Annotated in this window: 25 protein-coding genes; 9 read left to right on the forward strand and 16 right to left on the reverse strand. The window is 28.8% G+C overall.

Features of this window, described 5'->3' with window-relative positions:
• Positions 1-8 precede the first annotated feature (8 nt).
• The 4 genes from ALEK_RS00965 (at position 9) to ALEK_RS00980 (ending at position 4,576) form a co-directional block, all read left to right on the forward strand.
• Positions 9-695, forward strand: a complete 687-nt coding sequence (locus tag ALEK_RS00965) for a response regulator transcription factor (RefSeq protein ID WP_071626722.1) — start codon at positions 9-11, stop codon at positions 693-695.
• Positions 688-2,352: an ABC transporter substrate-binding protein gene (locus tag ALEK_RS00970; protein ID WP_164072435.1), complete on the forward strand. Its 1,665-nt coding sequence runs from the start codon at positions 688-690 to the stop codon at positions 2,350-2,352. Before ALEK_RS00965 ends, ALEK_RS00970 begins: the two co-directional genes overlap by 8 nt.
• Positions 2,336-4,006 (forward strand): sensor histidine kinase, encoded by a 1,671-nt coding sequence (locus ALEK_RS00975; protein WP_071626724.1) that lies wholly within the window; start codon positions 2,336-2,338, stop codon positions 4,004-4,006. Before ALEK_RS00970 ends, ALEK_RS00975 begins: the two co-directional genes overlap by 17 nt.
• Before the next feature lie 75 nt (positions 4,007-4,081).
• Positions 4,082-4,576, forward strand: coding sequence for a hypothetical protein (locus ALEK_RS00980; protein ID WP_071626725.1), 495 nt, complete (start codon positions 4,082-4,084; stop codon positions 4,574-4,576).
• Between the two features lie 8 nt (positions 4,577-4,584).
• Here ALEK_RS00980 and ALEK_RS00985 read toward each other — a convergent pair whose 3' ends face one another.
• Complete coding sequence (locus ALEK_RS00985) at positions 4,585-4,830, reverse strand: BPTI/Kunitz domain-containing protein (RefSeq protein WP_071626726.1); 246 nt, start codon at positions 4,828-4,830, stop codon at positions 4,585-4,587.
• Between the two features lie 75 nt (positions 4,831-4,905).
• Here ALEK_RS00985 and ALEK_RS00990 point away from each other — a divergent pair, with 75 nt between their 5' ends.
• Together ALEK_RS00990 and ggt are read left to right on the forward strand one after the other, a co-directional pair.
• Entirely contained in the window at positions 4,906-5,982 is a 1,077-nt protein-coding gene (locus ALEK_RS00990; protein ID WP_071626727.1) for a carboxylate-amine ligase, read from the forward strand.
• Positions 5,979-7,499: a gamma-glutamyltransferase gene (gene ggt / locus ALEK_RS00995; protein WP_071626728.1), complete on the forward strand. Its 1,521-nt coding sequence runs from the start codon at positions 5,979-5,981 to the stop codon at positions 7,497-7,499. The genes ALEK_RS00990 and ggt overlap by 4 nt, the downstream gene beginning before the upstream one ends.
• Before the next feature lie 21 nt (positions 7,500-7,520).
• Here ggt and ALEK_RS01000 read toward each other — a convergent pair whose 3' ends face one another.
• The 5 genes from ALEK_RS01000 to luxS form a co-directional block, all read right to left on the reverse strand.
• On the reverse strand, positions 7,521-9,827 hold the full coding sequence (locus ALEK_RS01000) for a cache domain-containing protein (protein WP_071626729.1): 2,307 nt from the start codon (positions 9,825-9,827) through the stop codon (positions 7,521-7,523).
• Between the two features lie 65 nt (positions 9,828-9,892).
• Positions 9,893-10,711 (reverse strand): hypothetical protein, encoded by an 819-nt coding sequence (locus ALEK_RS01005; RefSeq protein WP_071626730.1) that lies wholly within the window; start codon positions 10,709-10,711, stop codon positions 9,893-9,895.
• A complete protein-coding gene (locus tag ALEK_RS01010) occupies positions 10,674-11,435 on the reverse strand; it encodes a tRNA (5-methylaminomethyl-2-thiouridine)(34)-methyltransferase MnmD (protein ID WP_071626731.1) in 762 nt (253 codons plus the stop codon). Before ALEK_RS01010 ends, ALEK_RS01005 begins: the two co-directional genes overlap by 38 nt.
• Before the next feature lie 2 nt (positions 11,436-11,437).
• Complete coding sequence (locus ALEK_RS01015) at positions 11,438-11,881, reverse strand: hypothetical protein (protein WP_071626732.1); 444 nt, start codon at positions 11,879-11,881, stop codon at positions 11,438-11,440.
• Between the two features lie 4 nt (positions 11,882-11,885).
• Positions 11,886-12,401, reverse strand: a complete 516-nt coding sequence (luxS, locus tag ALEK_RS01020; protein ID WP_071626733.1) for an S-ribosylhomocysteine lyase — start codon at positions 12,399-12,401, stop codon at positions 11,886-11,888.
• 370 nt (positions 12,402-12,771) lie between these two features.
• Between luxS and ALEK_RS01025 the strand changes: the two genes are divergently transcribed.
• Both ALEK_RS01025 and ALEK_RS01030 read left to right on the forward strand, forming a co-directional pair.
• Positions 12,772-12,972: a hypothetical protein gene (locus tag ALEK_RS01025; protein ID WP_071626734.1), complete on the forward strand. Its 201-nt coding sequence runs from the start codon at positions 12,772-12,774 to the stop codon at positions 12,970-12,972.
• A gap of 52 nt (positions 12,973-13,024) precedes the next feature.
• Positions 13,025-14,332 carry an EAL domain-containing protein gene (locus tag ALEK_RS01030; RefSeq protein ID WP_071626735.1) on the forward strand — a complete coding sequence of 436 codons (1,308 nt, stop codon included), beginning with the start codon at positions 13,025-13,027 and terminating at the stop codon, positions 14,330-14,332.
• A 9-nt stretch (positions 14,333-14,341) separates the two neighbouring features.
• On the opposite strand, the gene ALEK_RS01035 is transcribed toward ALEK_RS01030, so the two are convergent.
• From ALEK_RS01035 to ALEK_RS01075, 9 genes are all read right to left on the reverse strand, one after another.
• Positions 14,342-15,385 (reverse strand): AbrB family transcriptional regulator, encoded by a 1,044-nt coding sequence (locus ALEK_RS01035; RefSeq protein ID WP_071626736.1) that lies wholly within the window; start codon positions 15,383-15,385, stop codon positions 14,342-14,344.
• 114 nt (positions 15,386-15,499) lie between these two features.
• A complete protein-coding gene (gene rraA / locus ALEK_RS01040; RefSeq protein WP_071626737.1) occupies positions 15,500-15,982 on the reverse strand; it encodes a ribonuclease E activity regulator RraA in 483 nt (160 codons plus the stop codon).
• 9 nt (positions 15,983-15,991) lie between these two features.
• On the reverse strand, positions 15,992-16,624 hold the full coding sequence (locus ALEK_RS01045; protein WP_071626738.1) for a carbonic anhydrase: 633 nt from the start codon (positions 16,622-16,624) through the stop codon (positions 15,992-15,994).
• Positions 16,625-16,664: 40 nt separating this feature from the next.
• A complete protein-coding gene (locus ALEK_RS01050; protein ID WP_071626739.1) occupies positions 16,665-18,836 on the reverse strand; it encodes a sensor histidine kinase in 2,172 nt (723 codons plus the stop codon).
• On the reverse strand, positions 18,820-19,506 hold the full coding sequence (locus ALEK_RS01055) for a response regulator transcription factor (RefSeq protein WP_071626740.1): 687 nt from the start codon (positions 19,504-19,506) through the stop codon (positions 18,820-18,822). Before ALEK_RS01055 ends, ALEK_RS01050 begins: the two co-directional genes overlap by 17 nt.
• 28 nt (positions 19,507-19,534) lie before the next feature.
• Positions 19,535-21,055 (reverse strand): tripartite tricarboxylate transporter permease, encoded by a 1,521-nt coding sequence (locus ALEK_RS01060; protein WP_071626741.1) that lies wholly within the window; start codon positions 21,053-21,055, stop codon positions 19,535-19,537.
• Positions 21,052-21,537, reverse strand: a complete 486-nt coding sequence (locus tag ALEK_RS01065) for a tripartite tricarboxylate transporter TctB family protein (protein WP_071626742.1) — start codon at positions 21,535-21,537, stop codon at positions 21,052-21,054. Before ALEK_RS01065 ends, ALEK_RS01060 begins: the two co-directional genes overlap by 4 nt.
• 39 nt (positions 21,538-21,576) lie before the next feature.
• Complete coding sequence (locus ALEK_RS01070; protein ID WP_083574637.1) at positions 21,577-22,548, reverse strand: tripartite tricarboxylate transporter substrate binding protein; 972 nt, start codon at positions 22,546-22,548, stop codon at positions 21,577-21,579.
• Between the two features lie 82 nt (positions 22,549-22,630).
• A complete protein-coding gene (locus tag ALEK_RS01075; RefSeq protein ID WP_071626743.1) occupies positions 22,631-22,990 on the reverse strand; it encodes a winged helix-turn-helix transcriptional regulator in 360 nt (119 codons plus the stop codon).
• A gap of 102 nt (positions 22,991-23,092) precedes the next feature.
• On the opposite strand from ALEK_RS01075, the gene ALEK_RS01080 reads away from it, so the two are divergent.
• Complete coding sequence (locus ALEK_RS01080; protein WP_071626744.1) at positions 23,093-23,626, forward strand: NAD(P)H-dependent oxidoreductase; 534 nt, start codon at positions 23,093-23,095, stop codon at positions 23,624-23,626.
• Positions 23,627-23,769: 143 nt separating this feature from the next.
• Here ALEK_RS01080 and ALEK_RS01085 read toward each other — a convergent pair whose 3' ends face one another.
• The gene (locus ALEK_RS01085; protein WP_071626745.1) at positions 23,770-24,726 is read right to left on the reverse strand and encodes a thiamine pyrophosphate-dependent enzyme; all 957 of its coding nucleotides are present in this window, start codon (positions 24,724-24,726) and stop codon (positions 23,770-23,772) included.
• Position 24,727 lies beyond the last annotated feature (1 nt).

The following is a 24,727-nucleotide window of genomic DNA, read 5'->3' on the forward strand; positions in this document are numbered from 1 at the left end:
GAAATCCAATGCAAAAAGAATTATTAGAAAAATTACAAACATTATCAGTTCTTTATGCGGAAGATGAGGTAGGTATTAGAGAAAATATCGCTGATTCATTAGGATATTATGTAAAAGAAGTTATTCAAGCCTCAAATGGGGCTGAAGCTTTTGAACTATATGAAGAAAAAAGTCCTGATATTATTCTAAGTGATATTCATATGCCTATTTTAAATGGTATTGAATTTGTTAAAAAAGTTAGAGAAACAAACCGAGATATACCAATTGTAATGATTACAGCTCACACTGATAAAAAATACTTACTAGAAGCTGTTGAGTTACATATGGAAAAATATATAGTAAAACCTATTGAGTTAGAACCTTTATTCGAAGTTTTAGAAAAATGTGTAGAAGTTTTAGATGTGAATAAAGAAGTTGTTTTAAAAGTTGATGATAATTATAAATACGATTATGATAAAAAAGAATTAAAATATAAAGACGAATCAATTATCTTAAATAAAAAAGAGATGTTGTTTTTCGAAGTGTTAATTTCAAATCAAAATAGAGTAGTTTCTTATGATGAATTACAAGAACTGGTTTGGGGTGATGATATTATGACTGATAGTGCACTAAGATCCTTAGTGCGGAACTTGCGAAAAAAGCTCCCAACAGATATAGTTTTTAATCTATCTGGAGTAGGATATCGTCTTGTTTAGAGTTATATTTATACTGATATTTACTTATCTTAACTCCTTTGCCCATGATCATCTCATCTCTAAATTTGAATTTAGGGATGATTCTTCAAGCCAAAATATTGCAAAGACTTTACATCCAAAATCTCATATAAATATATTCCTTCCTTCAATTCCTTATTCATATATTTCAAAATCAACTAATGCTGGACTTATTAGATCTTACGATAATAAACAAGGTTGGGTTTATGATTTGGCAAAATCTCATAAAAGAGTAGATGATTACACATATATTTTTGAGTTAAGACAAAATCTAAAATTCCAAGATGGTAAAAATTTCACTATGGATGATGTGATATATAATCTTGAGTTTTTTAGAAAAAATCCTTTTTTATATACAAATATAAATAAAGTAGATTTTGAGATTATCAAAATAGATGAAGTGTCTTTTAAAATAGTTTTAAAACAAAAGTATGAGATGTTTCTAACAGACCTAGCAAGGGTGTTTTTTTATACAAAAGAGTATATTCAAAAATATAATCCAATAGGAGCTGAAACTGGAAGCGCAACTAAAGTTGCCGGTGCTTTTGGAATGGGACCTTATATTTTAGAGAGCGGTTTTGCAATTGGGAATAAACAAACAGAAAAACTAGAGTTAGTTGCTAATCCATATTATTGGAATAAGAATTTTCCAAAAATTAAAAGAATTACAGTTTATACTCAACTTGATGTGAATAAAGCAATAGAAGATATTACAAAGTATGAGGGAAAACTAGATTTAATGCCACTTCCTTTTAATAAGAAGTTAGAGGTTTTATTATCTGATTATTCAAAACTTATTATCTCAAAATCAACAGATAACTTTGTAATATTTTTTAATTTAATAAATGGAAATAAAAAACTACAAAATCAAGAGATTAGACAGGCTTTAAATCAAGCTCTTAATCAAGAAAATCTACTAAATTTTGTATATAAAAAAGAAGGGAAAGTATCTCCTTTTACAGCTTCAATTAATTTTGATGTAGTAAAAAAAATAGCACAGAATTGTGATTTTAAAGAGAACGAATTTCCCCAAGAGAAATTAAAAAAACTGCTAAACGGCCTTACTTTGGATATTTTCACCCAAGATAGGTTTATGTTTTTATTTAAAGGTATTGAATTTCAGTTGAAAAAATATGGTGTGAAGTTCAACTATATTATTACAAATAGTGAAAAAGATATTTATGAACAATTATTAACAACAAATAAAAACAAAAATACAAAAAAATGGGATATGTTAATTTGGGGTGATGATGACTGGTATTATCAAAATCCATGGACTGTATTTTTTATTTATGAAACTTCGGGAGCTTGGTCAACTATTAAAAAAGATGATTTAATGCAAGAGTATATTAAAGAGTTATTTGTAAGTAAGATTGGCTCTGATGAATATACAGAAGTAGTAAAAAAGATACTTTATCGAGCAAGAGATAAAGCCTATACTCTTCGAGTTCCATCTCCAAATAAAGTAATAGCAGTTAATAAAGAAGTGATATATAAACCTTACCAAGGTGGAATTATTCCTTTATGGGAGATAGAAATTAGTAAAGATCACTGGTCAATAAGAGAAGATAAAGAGTATAAACAAGAGCTGAAAAAAGCTATAAAACCAAAAAGAATTGAATATGAAATTAGTAAATAGAATAAATATAACTTTTAAATTAGGACTATTATTCCTAATCCTTTGCACATCAATAGCACTACTTGCATATAAATCAATAAATATTAGTGAGCATAATAAAGACACACTAAAAGTAGTACATAGTAAATCACAAGAGGTTTTATCTTTGCAAGATAAGATTATCACACCCCTTTATAGGCTTAGAGAAATTACACAATCTTTAGTAATGGCTCCTAATAGTTCTATTAGAAAAGATATTCAAAAAGATTTAGATTTATTATTACTATCTTTAGATAAAGAGTTTAAAATAATAGAGAAAAACAACCTTGAAATAATACAAATGTGGAATAACTATAAAACATTTATTTTTCAAACAAAACAGTACTTAGATGAAGAGTTTGAAGAGGGTGCTTATATTAATGTAACTACTTCAAGTAGAAAACAATTCCATCAATTACTAAATACTTTATTGAAAAAACAAAGTGAGTTTCTGAATAACTCTACTATTGCTTATTCAGGTGCAGTTGATGAAGCAAAAGAGTTAAAACTATCTATTATTATCTCAGTACTTATTATATTTGTAGCTTCTACATTAATTGGTTGGTTAGTGGCTCGTAATATTATCACTTCTATACATACAGTACAAAATGGGCTGAATGATTTCTTCTCATATTTAAATGGTAAAAAAACAAGTGTTAAAAAAATAGAGATACATTCAAAAGATGAATTCCATCAAATGGCCTCAAAGATTAATCTAAATGTTGCAAATATTCAAAAAAATATTCAAAAGAATGAAATAGTAATCAAAGATGCTACAAAGGTATTAGAGAATATCAAAAGTGGTAATATTGGTGCTAGAGTTACACAAGATAGTAATAATGAATCATTAAATGAATTAAAAATCATGATGAATGATATGATTGATAATCTTGAAGATAAAATTCAAAAAGAGATTACTCAAAGGGTTGAACAAGAACAAATGTTAATTCAACAATCAAAACTAGCCTCAATGGGTGAAATGATTGGAAATATTGCCCATCAATGGCGACAACCACTAACACAAATATCAGCAATTCACATGAATATGAAAGTAACTTATGATTTTGATAAATTTACAAAAGAGTATTTAGATAATAAAATAAAAGAAGCTAATAAACTAACATCATATATGTCTCAGACTATATCTGATTTCCAAAACTTCTTTAAACCTCAGGGTGAAAAAGAGTGTTTCTCAATAGAAAATGCTTGTAGAGAAGCTTTTCATATTCTAGAATCATCTTTAAAATATCATGGTATTAATGTAGAGTTTAATGTTCTTGAAGATACAGATGTATTTGGATACAAAAATGAATACTCACAAGTGATATTAAATGTACTTTCTAATGCAAAAGATATATTATTAGAGAGAAAAGTAGAAAACCCAAATGTAAATATAGAGATAAAAGAGGGTGAAAACTTTGCCATTGTTAAAATCAAAGATAATGCAGGTGGAGTAAAGGATGAGATTATAGACAAAATCTTTGAGCCATATTTCACAACAAGACATAAAACCCAAGGTACGGGTATTGGATTATATATGTCAAAGAATATTATTGAGAGAAATATGAGTGGATTTATAAATGTGTCAAATGTAGATAATGGGGCATTATTCACAATAAAAGTTGCGAAGAAATAAACTTTGTATTTTTAATTAACACATTATTATCTTAAATTAGATAAAATATGTGCAACAAATTTATAGGATAATTAAATGTCTAAAGAAAAAACATTTCAAGATAAAATTTTAGAGTATATTTATATTATTTCAAAACAACCAATATTATTAAGAGATTTACTTTTAGCTAATAGACAGTACAAAGAAGGAATGCATGTAGATCCTGCAAAGTTAGGATTTAGGTTAAGACTTAGTAGAGCATATATAGTTTATATTGCTATTGTTTTAGCTATTGTAATTCCAATATCTTTATTGACTCATAAACCATTAGCAAATATAGACTCACATATTTCGATATTAGGTGCAATGTTTATAACTGCAGCTATATTCGTAGGGTTTAACTTTTTTAGATCAAAAATGAGAGATAAGATTAGTTTAGAACTAATCAAAAGATCATGGAAATTACATTTCCCATATTTCCCTTATGATGAGTACTCTTCAAAAGTGGAGACTATTTTTGCTCAATCATTAAAAGAAGAAGTTTCTAAAAGAGATTTAGAAAGATATATTTTAGGTAAACTTGCAGAATAACTGCGAGTTTACTCTTCACAAGTTTGCTTACATTCCTTTAAACTTTTAAAGGGAACATTTCCACCACATCCACCCCAGATAAACTCTTCACATTTATTACTATCACTGTTAAAATAGTATTTTATAAACATAGCTTTACACATTCCAGTTTTTGGTTTTTCACTACATTTAGCATTGGGTTCTTTTAATTCATTTGAACTACAGCTAATAAAAAAAAGTGCTGTAAATATAGTTAAGATAACGTTTTTAAGCATGTTAATAACCTTTTTTATAATTTTTATGCTAGTATTGATAGTACAATAAATCTTATTATAAAAAGTTGGTGCAGCTTGATATTTGATAAATTTACAAACGGTTATATATTTACTTTAGGTGCAGAGTTAGAACTTCGAATTCTAAATGCAGATGATTTAAGTTATGCAAATGAGTATGACTATTTTAAGTCAAATCTATCTTCTAAATATAAAGATAATATTACTTCTGAATTCTTACAATCCATGATAGAGATTAATACTCCTGTTTTTAATAAACTAAGTGAGTTAATAGAATACTTCAAAGAAATCACACATGAACTTAATACCTTAGCTAAGAAAAAGAACTTAATTCTACAATCAAGTGGAGCTAGTGCTCTAAAACAAAACAATATAGAACTATCAACAAATGAAAGATACCATGAACTTTCAAATGAACATAAAATCTTATTAGATGATTTCTCTATATGTGGCTTACATGTACATGTAGGCTTTAAAACATTTGATAAGGCTTTAAAAGCTTTTAACTTCTCATTGTGTTATTTACCAATATTCGTAGCCCTATCTGCTTCTTCTGTTTATTCAAATGGTATAGATACAGGTATACACTCATATAGAACTAAAATATTTGATAGATTACCAAAAGCATCTATACCTGAGTACTTTGAGTCTTATGAACATATGAAGTCTGTATATGACATTTTATATAATAGTGAAGTAATAAGTAGTGAAAAAGATATATGGTGGGATGTAAGAATTCAACCTAACTTTAAAACTATAGAGTTTAGAGTATGTGATGCTATACATGACTTTGATAGACTAGAAGTAATAATAGGACTATGTAAGGGTATATGTAAACTATCACAAGTACAAGAAGTATCATATGAACCTATGCAAGTACTAAAACAAAATATGTGGAAAGCTTCTAGGTATTCAATGGATGCTGATTTTATTGTAGATTCTAAAAAAGTAAATATAAGAGATGTAATATATAAACTAATAGAAGAGTTAGATAAAGAAGAGTTAATAACCCAAGAGTTTAAAGAAAAAGCACTAAGTATAGTATCAAAGAATTCAATAGCACAAGATATGATAGAGATATATGAAAAAACAAAAGATTTAAATGAAGTGGAAAAGGTAGGAATTATTAAATGAAAGGTGTAGTAGCAGCAGGAGATACAAATTCAGCACAAGCAGGAGCTGATATATTAAGGATAGGGGGAAACGCATATGATGCAGCTATAGCTGTTATGTTAGCTGCGCCTATATGTGAACCCTTATTTACATCTCTTGGCGGTGGAGGCTTCTTATTAGGCCTAGAAAAGGGTAAAAAACCAGAGCTTTATGATTTTTTTGTTGAGGTTCCTAAAAAAAGAGTAGAAGAGCCAGAGTTTTATCCAATATATGTAGATTTTGGAGCAGCAGTACAAGAGTTTCATATAGGAGCTGGGTCTGTTGCAATTCCTGGATTAGTAGAGGGAATATATCAAGTACATAAAGATAAAGGAACATTACCTTTAAGTGAGATAATAAAACCAGCAGTTAAATATGCAAGAGAGGGTGTATATCTATCAGGAATGCAAGCTAGCTTTGTAAAACTGTTAGAACCTATCTTTACTTCTACTAAATCAAGTATGGATGTATATGGTATAGATGATAAAACACTAATAGATGAAACACATCTTTTTAAGAATCCTGCTTATGCTGATTTTCTAGAAGCTTTCGCAAAAGAAGGAAGTAAAGTATTCTATGAAGGTGTAGTAGCTGATGAAATAGAAAAGATTATGAAAGACAATGATGGACTTATATTAAAAGAAGACTTAAAGAACTATAAGTGTATTAAAAGAGAACCTATTGATTTTAACTATAAGGGATATGAGATAGTAACAAATCCACCACCAAGTGGAGGAGGAATTCTTATTGCTTTTACTTTAAAGATATTAGAGAAGTATGATTTAAAAGATTATAGATCTTTCGAGTATGTAAAAGGAATGATAGAAGCTTTTAATACTACTAGTGATTTTAGAAAAGAACATGTAGATGAGTTTATGCATGATCCTAAACTAAAAGATATATTACAAAATGATAGACTAATCAAAAACTACTGTACTACTATGCACTCAAGATTAAACCTATGGGGTAATACAACACATTTATCAGTAATAGATGAAGAAGGTAATGCAGTATCAGTTACTACAACAAATGGTGAAGGTTCAGGTCATGTAATACCTAGTTCTGGAATTATGTTAAATAATATGATGGGAGAAGAGGACTTAAACCCTCATGGTTGGTTCTCTTGGCCAGATGGTATTAGATTACCATCAATGATGGCACCTACGGCTGTATTAAAAGATGGTAATCCAGAATTAATACTAGGAAGTGCGGGAAGTAATAGAATACGATCTGCTATTACTCAAACTATTGTGAATAACCTTGATTATGGTAAAAATTTACATGATAGTATTAATGCTCCTAGAATACACTTTGAAAAAGGAAGTGTATGTATGGAGCCACCTTGTGATGAGGTAATACGTGAAGAGCTTAAAAAACATTATGATTTACAATATTTTGATTCTCTAAATGTATTTTTTGGAGGAGTTCAAGCCGTAGATGGAAATCTAGAAGGTGGGTGTGATAGCAGACGAGGCGCAGCAGTAATTAAAGTAGATTAGATAACTAATACTAGTTATCTTCTAACTTTCTTTTGTTGAGTTTGTGAACTTATCTAAAACTATAGTAAATGAAGCACCTTTATACTGAATATCTTCATATGTAAACTCTTTATTTTTTACATAGATATTTCCATTTAGGTGTTTTTTTATAATTTCTTCACTCATATATAATCCAATCCCAGTACCTTGACTTTGATGTTTCGTTGTAAAGTAAGGTTCAAAAATCCTATCTATTATATGTATAGGAACTCCCCCTGCATTATCTAGTATTTCAATATATACTTTTTTATCTTCTGTATATATATTTATAGATACAAATTTTTTTATATCTTTTGTTTTTTCAAAGGCATCTCTTGCGTTATTTAGAATATTGATTAATACTTGTATTAATTCATTTTCAATACTAAATATTTCTACATCTTCAATATTGTCATTTATTTGTATTTGTTTACTTAAAAACTGAGTTGAAACTAATTTAATAGTTTTTTCATATACACTTTTTGTTGTGAATAAATTCTTTGTTTTATCTGGTTTATAAAAATTCCTAAAATCATCAATAGTTTGTGATAAGTATTGTGTTTTATCATTGATAGTATCCATTAGGCTATAGAAAATCTCATCAGTTAAAATACCCATTTCTTTTTGGAATTTTGCACCAGAAGCAGATATAGAAATAGAAGATAGAGGTTGTCTCCATTGATGGGCAATATTTCCAATCATTTCACCCATTGCTGCCATTTTACTTTGTTGGTACAATAATTCTTCTTGTTTTTGTTTTTCTTTTTCTAAGTTTTTTGTTTCTGTAATATCTTGAATAACACCTAATATAGAGTTTTTCTCTGCATTTAATTTTCCTCTACAATGAATCCATTTTATTTGTCCCGAAGAAGTCACTATTCTATAAATAGATTTTAACTCTTCCCCTGTGTTAATTGTATTTTTTACTGCTTTATAAAAGTCTTGCCAATCAGCTTTTATAACCATATTTTCTAATGCTTTAAACTCAGAATTTTTGTAATTTGATGATAGTTCAGCTATTAGTAAAGCTTGATCTGAGAGATCTAATTGCATATTATCTATTTGTAGTTCCCATGAACCTATATACGCAACTTCATGTGCTTTTTCTAAAATATTTTTTTGTTTGATATTTTCTGTGATTTCATCTTCTAATTTATTTTTGTATCTTAAAAAACTTTCTTCTAATATTCTTGCTATATATATAGAAATAAATAGAAGTGAAATAGTCACAATAATACTTGATACTATAATTGTATTTAGATAATCAGTATATTTCTTTTCTAAATATACCTCTTTTTCTTTAATAAGTGGTTCTATTTCACTGAGATAAAAACCTGTAGTAATTACCCAATTCCATTTATCAAAGGGTTTTACAAACCACAGTTTTGGAATTTTTTCATTTGTAGAAAGTTTAAGACTATGATTATTCAGATAATAAGCACCTTCTCCATCTTTTAGTTTTTTAACCTGTTCAAATTGTTCTCTAAAATGTATAAACTCGTCATCTTTTAGAATATTTCTATTGTTATAATTCTTAAAAGGATGAGAAATTATAGTTCCTTCTTTATTTAGGATAATAAAGAATTTATCTTCTGAAATACGGATACTACTTAAATGATTAACTACTTTTTCTTGAATCTCTTTTTCAAAGTCTTCAATATATTCACCTGTTCCAATCATCCAGTTATAGGGTTCAAATTTATCCACGTGAACAAGTTTCTTTTTTTGTTTTTCTTTTTCTAGAGGATAAAAGAAATCAAATATTGCATAACCTGATGTTTGTTCTTTTACAATATCTTGAACTACTTTGAATCTTTGTACTCCATTTTTATCTCTTTTTTTAGAGATATTTGTTCCTTCTCTACTTGGAAGAATTGGATGTAATACATTAACTCCATTCATTTCATGAATAAAGAAATATCCTCTACCTTTATTAAATCTAATATCTCGTAAGGCATCTTTTATAAGTATTGTAATTTCTTCTTTTGTTTTAGTGTCTTTATTGTTTTTATAAATACTGTTAATTATTGTTTTGGCATTTATTAGTTGATGAGATAGTTTACTTCTTAGTTTTAGCTCAGTGTTTTTTAGCTCTTTATTTGCATATCTAATAGCAATTTCTACATGCTCTTTAATAAAATCTTTTTTCTTGTTTATAAAGCTTGATTTGATTTGTGATTTTTCTACTTCTAAGGTATTTTTGTAATCAACATATATAAGAAATGTAATAATAATACTTGCAAATACTATTACTAATGGGGGAGAGAATTTTATAATTTGAAGAATTTTATGTTCATCATTTTTGATCATGTAGAATACTTTTTAGTTATTATACACTTAAAAAACTTTAAATTATAAAATATGTTATTAAAACTTTAATTTTTTAAATCAATCCCAAAATGAATCAGCATATATTCAATAATAGAAGATACCAAAGCCTTAGCAGTTCTAACTCTGCTCTCTTTTGAATCTCTACAATTATAAGGAAACTCTATTTGAATTCCTGCTACTTTTCCTGATATTAAAGAACCATGTGTTCTAGTATTGTAAGCACCTTCAAAATATTCATCATCTCTTGGAGCAGATGGTATTTTTGATGAAGGAATAGAATCAAAGCCTTTATCCATCATCAATGTACCTAATGAGAAATTACCTCTTACTTGCTCAGAGAAAGAAAAAGGAGAAAACTCTTGTTGTACTTTGATACTAGAGAAGTTTTCATATCTCTCTATCTCTGCATCACTTTGCCTTAGAATATCGTTTGTAAGTAAATATCCAAACTCTATTGCTTGATGTGAATGTGATTGACCGTGAATATCTATATATAAACCTTTTGAAAAATTCTTTTCTATTTGGTTTTTTGATTCTTTAATAAAATCATGAAAAGATTTATATGAAGATATGGCTTTTTTGTCATTTGTTGTAGCTTCTTCTATACTTCTATTTGCATCTACTTTTTTTCTAGATAGATTCATAATAACAGCATGGGGAAACTGATTTGTTCGGGCAAAAAATTCTTCTAAAATCTCTTGAGTCAGTTGTTGTGTATAATCATCCATATCAAATACACCAAAGTCTCTATTTGGTATGTCTTTAGGGGAATAATTTCCCCCGTGACAGGATGATATTATAATGGGTAAGGAACCTTGAATGTATTTAACATGGTTCTGGTTTATTAATGGTTTTGTTGTCATATAATGCTCTTGCTTCTTTGTTTCGTGTCTGTTTCAAATCCATGTCTATATATTTTCCTATAATCTCTTGTTTTTGTTTACAAGCTAGGGTAATTTTTCTTTTAACTGGTCTATGTTGATATATAATAAATCCAGCTTCATACATGGATAACCTAATAGGTGTTGCAATTGCATATGTTGACATAACACAGTCTGTTTTACAGATAGTATTAATATCATCAAAATACTCTTTCGTCCAAAGTTCATTGTTTACTTCCGAAGAAAAAGCATCTTGGTAAACTATATCAAAGAAGTTTTCATCGAAACTCTTGATATATTCCCGTGCATCACCTATATTAATCTCTATTTTTAAACTATCATCTTCATATTTATTCTCTAATGCTAGTGTTTTGATGATATGTTCCATATCTTCAAACTCACTAGGAAATTCAAAGTGTTCTAGTGAACGAACTAAATCTCCATCTAATTCAGGAGAGTAGATATTTAGTTTTTGATTTAGATTATTTTTTCTTGCATAATATATTGTAGAAAAAGTGTTGTAACCCAATCCAAAACAAATGTCTAAAATATTTAGTTCATCTTTGTCTTTTTGAAATTCAAATGTAGGAATTATATGTTTTGATAAAGCTTCATTTATAGCACCATCATCTACGTTGTGATAGTGTTGATTATATTTAGCAGAATAGAGGGTGTTTGAACCGTCTTGTGTTTTTATTAACTCCAAGTTTACAGTCCATTACCCCAATGATGCATTTTTTTAGCAGTGAAAATATAAAACTCTTCAAATAGATCAATACTATTTGAAGCCATAAAACCTAAATCATCAAGTAAAGATAAAATCTCATCTTTATTGTTGTTAGACTTTCTCTCTAGAATTATAATATTCCCAGAGTTTTCTATAGCTTTATACATAAGCTTTAGGATTTTGTCCTTATTTGGACAGTGTGATAAAATATCACCTAAAATTATGTATTCATATTCTCGAGCAGTAGCTCGAAGTCTTGCATCTGGTTCGTTCTCAAATTTTATATATTTAATTTGACCTTCGCATTTACTTCTCACTTCCTCAAGTGCATCATTTACTAAATTCAAAGAGTTATCTACATGCAGTATTGCTATGTTTGGATAGTCTGCAAATAGCTCTTTGAAAAGCTCCAATTCTTTAGTCACTAAATTAGTTTCCTAAAGAGTTTAATTTATCATCAGATAAGAATAGTTTTTCGTTTGACATTACACCGATTTCTGAATTTAAGATATCTTGTGCAATTTGTTTTGCTTCTTCTAATGAGTGCATTTCGTATGTACCACATTGGAATTCGTTTAATTCTGGAATGTCATTTTGAGTTTGTACTTTTAGTACATCTTCCATTGCTGCTTTCCATGCTTTTGCTACAGTTTGCTCATCAGGGTTACCTAATAAACTCATGTAAAAACCAGTTCTACAACCCATAGGAGAAACGTCAATGATTTCTACTGTATCAGAGTTTAAATGCTCTCTAATAAATCCAGCAAAAAGGTGCTCTAATGTATGAATACCTCTTTCACCTAACATCTTCTCATTTGGAACACAGAATCTTAAATCAAATACTGTGATTACGTCACCTGATGGTGATTTCATTGTCTTTGCAACTCTTACCGCAGGTGCAGGCATAATTGTATGGTCAACTCTAAAACTATCTAATAATGGCATATTATAATTCCTTCAAAATTTTTTATAAAATAAATATTTTTATGTATTAATACCCGATTATAGCCAAAGTTTTGTAAAGGTGATATTTAGTGGAGAATTATTGTCTACAATCTAATTATTTCTATAATTTAAAAATTAGTATTTTATACTTTATTATTTTATTAGTAGATGATAAAATCATTATAAAATTATTTATATGATATAATGTGTCTAATAAAGAAGAGAATTATATGTAATTGAGTTTTTTAAAAAATATTCAGCGTTAATTTTAAATATAACTTAAAATAAGTTCATTTTAAGTTATATATTAGGTTATATATGCTAAGTTAACTTAAATCTAACTGTTAAACTAAATTAGGAAGTGATATTTATGGGGTTTAAACCGCAAAAAAGAAAAAAATTTGAAGATACAATTATTGGGCAATCTGTGAACTCGATTGCTTCACAAAAAACTAGACAAAATATCTATATACAAAATAGTAAATCTAGCAATGGTCATAATAAAGTAATCCAAGAAAAAAGTTTATCTTTATATAGTGCTCGTGTTGATGCTGGTATGTTAATACACTAACTACTTCTTACAATCTCTAATTTTATATTTCAAAAAATAAGGTAATTTTATAATGACAAATACTGATGAAAGATATAATTGTGCATTAAATTTATATAATAAGCTTGAAGAATTATTTAAAACAAGCCAAATAGCACAAAAGTTTTTCGAAATCCCAGTTTTGAACGAATATAGATATATATCAAGGGCTTTGGTTGATTATAACCTTACTATGGAAATTGAATTGAAAGAAAAAGCAATTTCGAAACTTGAGGTAGGTATAGCGGCTGCATATAATGACATAATGGATTCTATTGTCTTAGCGATAAAGAGTAGTATTCAAGGGCTTAAAAATAACTTTCCAAATGTAAATGCTTCGAATATATTAGAAAAGTTTGAATATAAAAAAGTTGCTGAGGCTATAGTTCTTGCAGAACAAACAATTGTTGATTCTCGTGGGGATAGAATAAGCAGACTTGATAAATACTATGAGTTTTCAGCTAAAGATGAATATAAGTTATTAATTAACTTTTGTACTTATCTTAACTTGATAGAATATTTATTTGATATTGAATCTAATCAAACAGTATCTGACTCTGAAAAGAATATATTTGAAAGTGTTTATAAAGCCTTTGAAAATCCTACTGGTACATATCCTCATTTTGAATTACATTATCAACCTAAATATGATAATAAAAAATGTATGATTGGTGCTGAAGCTTTAATTAGGTTAAGAGTTACTGAAAATGATTTAATTCCTCCTGGTGCTTTTCTAGAAGCAATACATCAAGCTAGACTTGAGAATAAATTAGATAGATGGGTTCTTGAAACTACAGCAAAAGATTTAAATGAATTTAAAGACCTTCTTCCTTCGAATTTTGATATCGCAATAAATGTGAACCCTTCAACAATTTCAGATTATGAGTATATAAGTATATTTAACACAACAATTCGAGAGAATGCAATTGAAGATATTTTATCAATAGAAATAATTGAGAATTGGAATGAAGAGAATGGTGATCATATACAAGCCCACTATCGACTAGCAGAGTTAAATGAGAAAACAAAAATTGCAATAGATGATTTCGGAACAGGTACAACTATGTTAGAATATATTGTAATGATTTCAAATTTAAATACTATAAAGATTGATAAAATTTTAATTGATAAACTAGAAACAAAGAATAAGGAAAAAGCTTTAAAACTTATTAGTGGTATTACTAAACTTGCAGAAGAATCAGGTTTAAAAGTTACTGCTGAAGGAATTGAAACAGACAGACAATTTGAAATGTTATCTGAAATTGGAATAGATTTCTATCAAGGATTTAAATTATCGTACCCTTTGACTTTAAATGACTTTATACAAAAAATAAATAGTTAGCTTTTTCTTTTAGTCTTTTATTTTCTTAGCAAAAATAGGTGCAAGATTCATAACAATAAATAGCCTTACTATATGATGCAGAGTTATATATGGTACGTTTGCTACTACTAGAATTGCTATTAGATTTATCTCTGCTTGACCCCCTGGTGAGAAGGCTAAAAGAGTAGAGATTATAGGAAAACCAAAACTATAATATGCGATAGCTATAAATACAGCAGAGATAATCATTAGTATAATAAAATGCCCAAATGTAGATACCAAAGTCTTAACAATAGTTTTTAGTTTCACCCCTCTAAAAGTAAATCCAATGATAGTACCAAATACTACTTGTACAAACTTCAAAAACTCATCAGGAACAGAAGTAGTAATAACTCCAGTTGAGTGAACAGCAATACTTACAATCATAGGACCTATTAGATATGCGGCTGATAGTCTGATTTTCTTAGCTACTACTCCACCTATGATTCCTAGTAGTGCAAGAGCTGCAAACTCTGGAATATTTGTTTGAGTTATTGGAATAGTGATTAGTTTATTTCCACTAATATCTACTTTGAAAATATACTGTATTACAAAAGGCAGAGAAACCACGATGAAAAACAGTCGTGAAGACTGTACCAAAGTAATTTTAGAGATATTGGCTTTTATCTCTTCTCCTATTATTACCATCTCTATTACTCCACCAGGCATAGAGCTTAGATATGCAGTTTTTTTATCAAAACCTTGATACTTATGATAATAATACATCCCAGCAATTATCGTAATAATAGTATATGGTATTACAAGAATCAAACTATAAAAATACACATCAATAAACTGTAATATCTCGGGAGTAAAAGCAGAACCAATAGTAAGACCGATTAGAATTCTAGCAGGGGCTGAAAATGGTTTGGGACTTAGTATTGGAAGATTCTCAAACCTCATAGCAATAGAAGAAGCAAAAATAGCTCCCAAAAGCCAAGGCAAAGGCAGAGATAAATATATAAATACAATAGAACCAACAGCTCCAATCATTAGTGCTAATAACATTCTAAAAGTAGTTTGAATTGTACTCATATATTTATCCGTAAGTTTTTTTGTTTTCGTATATTAGTGTATATATGGTTTGAAGCAAATTATAAAAAACTCTTGCCCTAAGAAGGAGGCAGGTACCTAGGGCAAGAATTAGTATTAAATTAGTTTTTCAGAAGTGATGATAATTCCATCTTCGTCCGCATAGACGTAATCATCTTGATTAAAATTCACACCTCCAAATTCTAAGTTAATTCCTCTTTGACCTTGAGTTTGCTCAAAGTTTCTCAACGGACAAGTTCCAATTGCATATAAGCCAATAGGGAACTTTTTTGTCTCTTTTGTATCTCTTACATAACCATTTATGATTATTGCTTTGTAGTTGTTTCTTTGAGCATATGCAGATAGTTTATCCCCTACTACTCCAAAAAAGGATTTATCCACATCAACTACAACTATTTTCCCTTCACCATCTTCATTTTTTAGCATATCAAGTAAAGCCCAGTTGCTTTTATCAAGCTTCATTGTGATTACTTCCCCTTCGAAGTATTTTGATCCACCATAGTTTTGGAAATCACTTGAAAGTATTTGTATGTTTTTGTCTTGGTTGTCATCACATAAATCTGCTGTTTTAAATCTCATATTAGCCCTTTATTCAATCTCTTCGAATATATTTTCTTTTTCATTATATGCCTGTATTGAACCATCACTTAGGTTGTAATACCAGCCATGTATCTGTATCTGTTTATTTTCATACTTCTGTTTTATTATTGGATAAGTAAGAAGATTTTTTAGTTGAAAAACTATAGAGTTCTTTTCTGTAGCTCTATATAATTCTTCTTCATTTGAATATAGTTTTATATTTTTTAATGCGAACTCTTTTACTGGTTGTGCAATTTGTAGCCATTTTTTTATGTTTGTATTTTCATCTGGAATATCTTTGTACAAACTCTCACAAGCTCCACAATGTGAATGCCCACAAATGATTATATTAGGTACATTTAGAATATTAACTGCATATTCAATAGCAGCAGCGACACTAAAGAAATCATTTACAGATTCATAAGGTGGTACAAAATTTCCAATATTCCTAAGTACAAATAAGTCGCCTGGTTTATTCCCAAACATAAAGTCATTTGTAACTCTACTATCACAACAACTAATTAGTAAAACCTCAGGCTTTTGCCCATTTTGGATTGAGTAGTCTAAGTCTTCTTTAAACTCATCTAAATGGTACTTTTTAAAAAGCCTATTTCCTCTGATTAAATTATTGATTATATTCATAAAGGTATTGTAGAAATAAAAAATGTAAGAAAAATAAAGTTTATACTTCGATTGTAAAGATTGCACCTTCTTTTGAGTTTTTAGCAGTAATTAGTCCGTTCATCTTCTCTTCAATGATAAGTTTAGTCATATATAGTCCAATTCCAGTACCATAATCATATTTTGTAGTAAAGTAAGGATCAAAGATTTTATCTATGATTTCTTTTTCAATTCCACCTGCATTATCTTCAATACATAAAACTGGTTTATTTTCATTTTCAAGATAGATTTTGATTTTAGGCTCTTTTATATTTCTATCTATTAATATATCTTTAGCATTTGAAATGATATTTACAATTACTTGTGAATATTCGTTTTTATATCCATATATTTTTTCATCTGAGTTTATATCTATTTGTAAATCAATCTTATGAAAATCAAGAGTTGAGCTTACGATTCTAAGTGCAATTGATACAGAATCAGAGATTAAAAACTCTTCTTTTTTATTATTTGGGTTGAAGAAATTTCTAAAATCATCAATAGTTTTAGACATATACTCTAATAAGTCATTAGCTTCATCTACTCTTTTTGAAAGATACTTTTTATCTAGTTCTTTATAGTCATAAGCAGATTCAATATCGAAGAATAATCCCGATACTTGAGATAGTGGTTGTCTCCATTGGTGAGCGATATTTCCTATCATTTCTCCCATTGCTGCCATTTTCGATTTTTGGATTAGAATATTTTCTTGTTTTAGTTTCTCTTCTTTTAGTAGAGTTCTCTCCGTAATATCACGAAGTGATGCAAAGATTAGTTTTTTGTTCTCATATGAATATATCATTGCATTTAATTCGATAGTTCTAATCTCGTGATCTTTTGTGAATAACTTAACAGTTCGAAATAATGATTCTTTTTCAATAATATCATCTAGTGTTAAGTTCTCAAATAATTGGAAAAAATCTTGATATAAAATCTCTTTTGTTTCATAACCAATAGTTTTTAAAGCGGTACTATTAAGACTTAGAATACTAGTGGAGTTTTCAATAACTTCTGAAATTATAAAACCATCATTACTGTAGTTGAAAAGTAGGGCGTATTTTTCCTCATTTTCTTTTACTGTTTTTTTATATCGATTAAAAAGTAGTTCAATCTTTTTTGTAAATAGTAGTGAAAATATAAAAAATATTGCAGTCATAATACTTATTATAATTACAAGTTTTATAATTTTTGAGTACATATTATCCAGTGAAATTTCTTTTTCACTTTTAACGATTTCATTAATATGGTCTAGATTTATTCCTACTCCTATGAAATATCTAAGCCTTTTTAAGAACGTACCATATAAAAGTTTGCCGTTATAGTTGTAATAAATAAAATCATTACCTTTATAGTTTGTATCAATCATCAGCTCTTCTATTGCTTTTAACTCGTTGGTAGTTGTTTGTATGTTTTTCTCAATTAGCAAGTGGCTTTGTGTTTGTATATTATTAAGGCTAGTTACTTTATAAATAAATAAAAAGTTTTGACTATTGAGGTTTTGAAGAACTATTTTTTTTAGTAGTTTTTCTTTTAACTCTTCTGTTCTACTTTCTAAAAAACTAGCAGAACCAATTACTAAATCAAGCTCTTTTAAATGGCGTGAATAAGTAACTCTTTTATTTGGTTTATACCAGTAATATTCTGTATAGTTTTGTTTATTTTTATTCGCATATATCATTTCATTTGTGAATTTAATGCCGTTAATATCTTCAAAATCTAAGAAATTAACCCCTTCATCTTTTGGGTTTTCGCTATTTAGTATTAGATTACCTTTTGTATCTAAAATAAAGTAGTTAATATCATTTTGTTTTGTACCTATTTGTTTTATAGAAGATTTTATTAGTTGTATTTGTTGCTCTTTTGATAACTCTTTTGAATTTTGATATAAAGAAAAAGCTAGATTATAAGCGATAATTGATTGGTTTTTTATTTGTTGTTTTTTACTATTTAAAATTGATATTTTTTCAAACTCAATATCATTTTGTAGATTTTGTACAGCAGATTGAATAGTGAACATTTCTCGCTCAATTAGCGTAGTTCTAAAAGTTTTGATGTGATTTTTGAAATTACTATATTCTGTTTTTATTAAAACAATTCCAATAATAGTTGCAACAATAAATATAATTATTGTTGAACTTAATAAAGTGGTTTTTTTAATACCTTGTTCAATATTTTGTTTATAGTTTTTTTTCAAGATTTAATTTGTACCCCATATTTGAAATATTCTTAATACAGTTAAATGGAATTTTTTTTCTCAAAAATCCAATAGTAGTTCGTAAAGAATTAAGACTCATATATTCATCTTCCCAAACAAACTGTTCAATCTCTTCATAAGAAACAACTCTATTTTTATTAGTCACTAATAGTTTTAAAAATAGCAACTCTTTTTTTGTTAAGTCCATCTCTTCATTCTGCAAATAAAACAAAGAAGTTTTATTATCAAAATAGAAGTTATCATCTAAATTTATTTTGAAATCTTTTTCTATCTCAAGAGCTGTCGCAGCTTTTGTTAAAGCTGGAATTAGATTTCTACTTGTTAATGGTTTAATTATATATTTTTCTAGATTTAATTCAATAGCTTCAAGTAAATAATCTTTATCAGAAAATGCAGTTGAGATGATAATTTTTGTAGTTTGGTCTGTTTGTCTGATTTTTTTTGCAAGTGATAAGCCATCTAATCTTGGCATGTTAATATCTGTTAGTATAATATCTGGATGGTATTTTTTGTATAACTCGTAACCTTCTTGTCCATCTTTTGCTTCATAAAACTCATTGAACATTCTTGTTAAGAATCTAGAGTTAACGGTACGAACTCCTTCATCATCTTCTATATATAAAATTGTAAATTGTTTGAACTTTTCCATGGCATCTCCTAGAAAAGAAAAGAGAAGCTTATAAAGCTTTTCTTTTTTCTTTAATTTTAGCAAAATAATCGCTAATTACTGGCATTAGTAAAACAAGAATAGTAAGTACCAAAATACTTAATGTAATTGGTCTCTCCCATAAAAATGCTAATGAACCATCACTAATTGTAAGTGCTCGTCTTAAGTTATCTTCCATCATTCCACCTAAAATAAATCCTAAAATCATAGGAGCCATAGGGAAGTCAATAATTCTTAAGAACAATGCAACTACTGCAAATATTGTCATCATGTAAATATCAAAGTTATTGAATGTTACTAAATATACTCCAATTAGAGAGAAGAATATAATAAGTGGTAACAATAACTGTTTTGGTAATGTTAATAACTTAGCAATATAAGGAATTAACGGTAAATTTAAAATAAGTAAAACAACATTTCCAATATACATAGAAATAATTACAGACCAAAATAGTGCTGGATTATCCACATACATTGTAGGACCTGGTTGAATACCATAAGAGATTAAAGCTCCTAGGATAATAGCTGTAGTTCCTGAACCCGGAATTCCTAAAGTAAGTAATGGTACAAATGAACCAGAACAAGCTGCGTTATTTGCACTCTCAGGAGCTGCTAGTCCTTTTATACTACCTTTACCAAATTTTAGTTTTTCTTTTACATTTGCAAAAGATCTCTCCATTCCATAAGCTAAAAACGATGCAATAGTTGCACCTGCTCCTGGAAGAACACCAACAAAGAATCCAAGTACAGAAGATCTACCAACAGTTGGTGCCATCTCTTTTACTTCTGCTCTTGTGATTTTTAAAGAACCAATATCTTTTTTAAGAGCATCTTTCTCTGCTTGAGTTTGTTCTTTATTATCTAAGATATTCATCATAGCTTCTGATAATGCAAATGCAGCCATAGCTAATAATAAAAACGAAATCCCATCAATTAAATCTAATCTTCCAAAAGTAAATCTAGCAATACCAGAATCACTATCAGTTCCAACAGTTGCAAGCATTAGACCAAATATAGTCATAATAGCTGCTTTTAAAAACTTACCCTTACCAGCAAACGCTGCTACTGCTGTAAGTCCTAGAACCATTAAAGCAAAGTAATCAGATGATTGAAAACTAAGACTAACGGAAGCAAGTGCTGGTGCTGCGAACAGTAAGAAAATAGCTGCAATAGTACCACCTGTAAAAGATGAATAAGCTGCAATTGCTAAAGCTTTACCTGCTTGTCCATTCTTAGCCATTGGATAACCATCAAATGAAGATGCAACAGTTCCAGCAACTCCTGGAGCATTAATTAAAATTGAAGAAGTTGAACCTCCAAAAATTGCTCCATAATAAACACCTGCAATTAAAATTAATCCCGATGAAGGATCCATTCCATAAGTAATTGGAATCATTAAAGCAATTGCTGAAATAGGTCCAAGACCTGGTAACATACCAATAAATGTACCAGCGAAACATCCAACTGCTACCATCATAATATTATAAGTAGTAAACGCTGTTACTACTCCTTGAAATACACCATCCATCATGATTCAACTCCTGCAAAGTATTCGTATAACATTCCCGGGTCGATATATACACCTAATAAATTGTTTAATATTAAGTAAAACCCAACAGATACACCCACTGAAATTAAAAATATTCTTTTTATATTTTTCTCTTTTAAAAGTACAAAACCAATGGCAAGGAAAATCATAGTTGATATAATAAATCCTAAAGTTCTAATAGTAAATCCATAAAAAATCATTGCCGCTACAAAATATAGTGTAGTTTTAAAATCTAATGATTTAATGTATTCCATTGATAAAAATTCTTGGTCTTTCTCTTTAAATGAAATTACAAGAATCACAAGTGAAATTAAAATCCCAGCTACTCCAATATAAAATGGAAAAGAAGATGCTGTCATAACTTCAAATTGACTTCCTGGCATTTTTTTGATGCTAAATACATTAAAAAAGTAAAAAACTGAAAAAGCTAAAAAGAATATTGCGCCTATAGTATTTTTTGTCATAATAAATCCTTTTAATAAGTAGAGAAAACTCTACTTATTTTATAGGAACCCCATCTCTTTCATAAGAGATGAAATCACTTTCTCTTGGTCAACTAAGAATCTTTCAAATGAACTTGTTGGTTTATAAAGATTTGCCCAACCATTTCTTTTTCTTACAGTTTCCCATTCGTCAGTTTTATACATATCAGCAATTACTTTAGCAAATGCAAGTGCTTTATCATCAGATAAGTTTGGTGCTCCAAAGAATCCTCTCCAGTTAGCAAAATAAGCATCTACACCCATTCCTTTAAATGAAGGAATACCTTGAATGTCTTTATCTGCAGTTACACCGATGATTTTAACTTCACCTTTTAAGTGTTTTTCTAATACTTCTCCAAGACCAGTTGATAATACATCTACTTCCCCTGTTAATAAACCAGCAAGAGCTTTTCCACCTGCATCATAAGGAACATATCTAATTGATGTTGGATTTCCTCCAGCAGCTTTAAAAATCTGTGCAGCAACAAGATGATCCATAGAACCTCTAGATGAACCACCTGCGATTTTTACTTTTCTAGGACTTTTATCAAATGCAGCTTTTACGTCTTGCCATGAGTTATATTTAGAATCTTTTTTTACAACTAAAACACCATAATCTGCAACAACAGCAGATACTAATGTTAAGTCTCTAAATGATTGAGGGAAAACACCTTGTAATGATCTAATTACGATTGGAGTTGAATTAACCATCAAAGTATTTTTTTGTTTTTTAGCAGTTTCGATTAAGTAAGCAATGGCTTTTCCACCACCTCCACCTGACATATTTTCAAATGATGTTTCTTTTACTAATCCTGATTTTTTTAATGCTTCACCAACACCTCTAGCAGTTCCATCCCAACCGCCACCAGCTCCACCTGGAATTAAGAAGTGTACTTTCTCAACATTAGAAGCCATAGCAGTCGATGATGAACCTGCAAGTAATAAACCTGCCATTGTTAAACTCTTGAAAAGTTTTGTAGCTGTAATTTTCATTTTTCAATCCTTTGAATTATTTATAAAGTAAGTTTAAATTAAAAAAATGTAAAAAAAATAAAATTAAATAAAAATTTGTAATTTAAGAGTTAGATAAATCTTCTATGTATTGACATGTTTTACTTTCTTTAGTACCCCATTCACACATAGCATCTAAAATAGGTATTAAGGATTCACCTCTTTTTGTTAAACTATATTCAACTTTTGGTGGAATTGTAGGGTAGGCTTTCCTATTAATTAAGTTACATTCTTCTAATTCTTTTAATTGTGAACTTAACATTTTATATGTAATAGAACCAATTTTTCTTTGTAATTCGTTGTATCTTATTATCTTGTGTTCGTCTAATAAATATAAAATTACCATTTTCCATTTCCCTGAAATTAATGATAATGTATAACCAAAGGGTGTGTCTATTAGGGGTTTAAAGTCTGATTTTTTCATTTTGTACTATCCTTTAGGATAGTATATTACATAAAAGTACATACTTACATTATATTTCTATTTTTACTACAATTCATTCAAGTTTTATTAAAAGGATTTAAAATGAAAAAAATATTAATAAATTTGGTTCATCCAAATTTTGATAAATCAATAGTGAATAAAAGATTATTTGATGGAATAAAAGATATTGAAAATATTACAATAAACAATTTATATGAAGAGTATCCAGATTTCAAAATAGATGTACAAAGAGAACAGCAGTTACTTTTGGATAATGATATTATTCTTTTTCAATTTCCTATGTATTGGTTTAGTTCGCCTTCACTTTTAAAAGAGTGGTTCGATACTGTACTAACAGCAGGATTTGCATTTGGTGGTACGTATAATCTAAAGGATAAATCTTTTGCAGTTGCAATTAGTTGTGGTGGCTCAGTAGAGGCATTTAGTGAAACAGGTAAAGATAAAAGAAGAGTTGAAGAAATATTATATCCATTCTCTATTACAGCAAACTATGTAAAAATGGATTATAAAGATGCTTATATTACTTATGATACAGAAACAGAACTAAGTAATGAAACACTTGATGAATATAAAGAAGGTTATATTGAATATGTTAAAGGTTTATTAGAGGAATAAAAATAAACTTTCACTTCAAGGAAGGAAGCAATTATGAAGTGAAAGTCTATTTAATTTGTATGTTAGTATTAAATATATATTGTTGGATATATAATTTTATGCTGCCCTAGAAAAGGAGCTCCTAGAGCAAGCATAAGAAGAAATTACATTCTAATTTCTTCTCTCTTTTGTAAGAATTCCCATCTTTCGTTAATTCTTTCTTGCCATTCTTCAATTAAGTATTCATACTCAGGTTTGAATAAGTGTTTGAATCTTGGTTGTGCACCTAAGTAATCTCTTACTGGTACAATATTTTTTGGTCTATATGTAATATTTAACTCTCTACCATCGATAATCTCATATAATGGGAATACAAGAGAATCTACTGCTAAGTCAGATACTTCAATAGTTTGGTTTGGTGCGAATTTCCACTCAGTTGTACAAGCAGACATAGCATTAATAAATACAGGTCCTTTTGTATCAAAACCTCTTTGGATTTTCTTAACCATATCTTTCCATTTATTTGGAGCTACTTGAGCAACATATGGAGAACCATGTGCAGCCATAATAGATACGATATCTTTTTTCTGTCTTTTCTCACCGTAAGAAGTACTTCCTGCAGGTGCAGTAGTTGTACTTGCTCCAATAGGAGTAGAAGATGATCTTTGACCACCAGTATTTGCATAAACTTCATTATCTAAACAAACGTACATGAAGTCATGACCTCTTTCGAAACAACCTGAAATCCATTGGAATCCAATATCGTAAGTCGAACCGTCACCTGCAAATGTTACAAATTTAGGTTGAGGAGTATCTTCAGAAATTCTACCTTTGTTTCTTAAAGCTTTGTTCATAGTCTCAACACCAGCCATTGCTGTTGAAGAGTTTTCGAATCCAATATGAATCCAAGAACAATCCCAAGAAGTATGTGGGTAGATTGCTGTACAAACTTCTAAACATCCAGTAGAAGCAGATACAACTAAGTTATCATTAGTTGCATTTAATACTTCTCTTACGATAATAGAGTGAGCACAACCTGGACATAAAAGGTGTGAACCTTCAAATCTCTCAGCTGCAGTTGAGAACGTTTTTAAGTTTTTAATTACTTTTTGAGTACTCATA

The sequence above is a fragment of the Poseidonibacter lekithochrous genome, from assembly GCF_013283835.1.
Lineage (GTDB): Bacteria > Campylobacterota > Campylobacteria > Campylobacterales > Arcobacteraceae > Poseidonibacter > Poseidonibacter lekithochrous.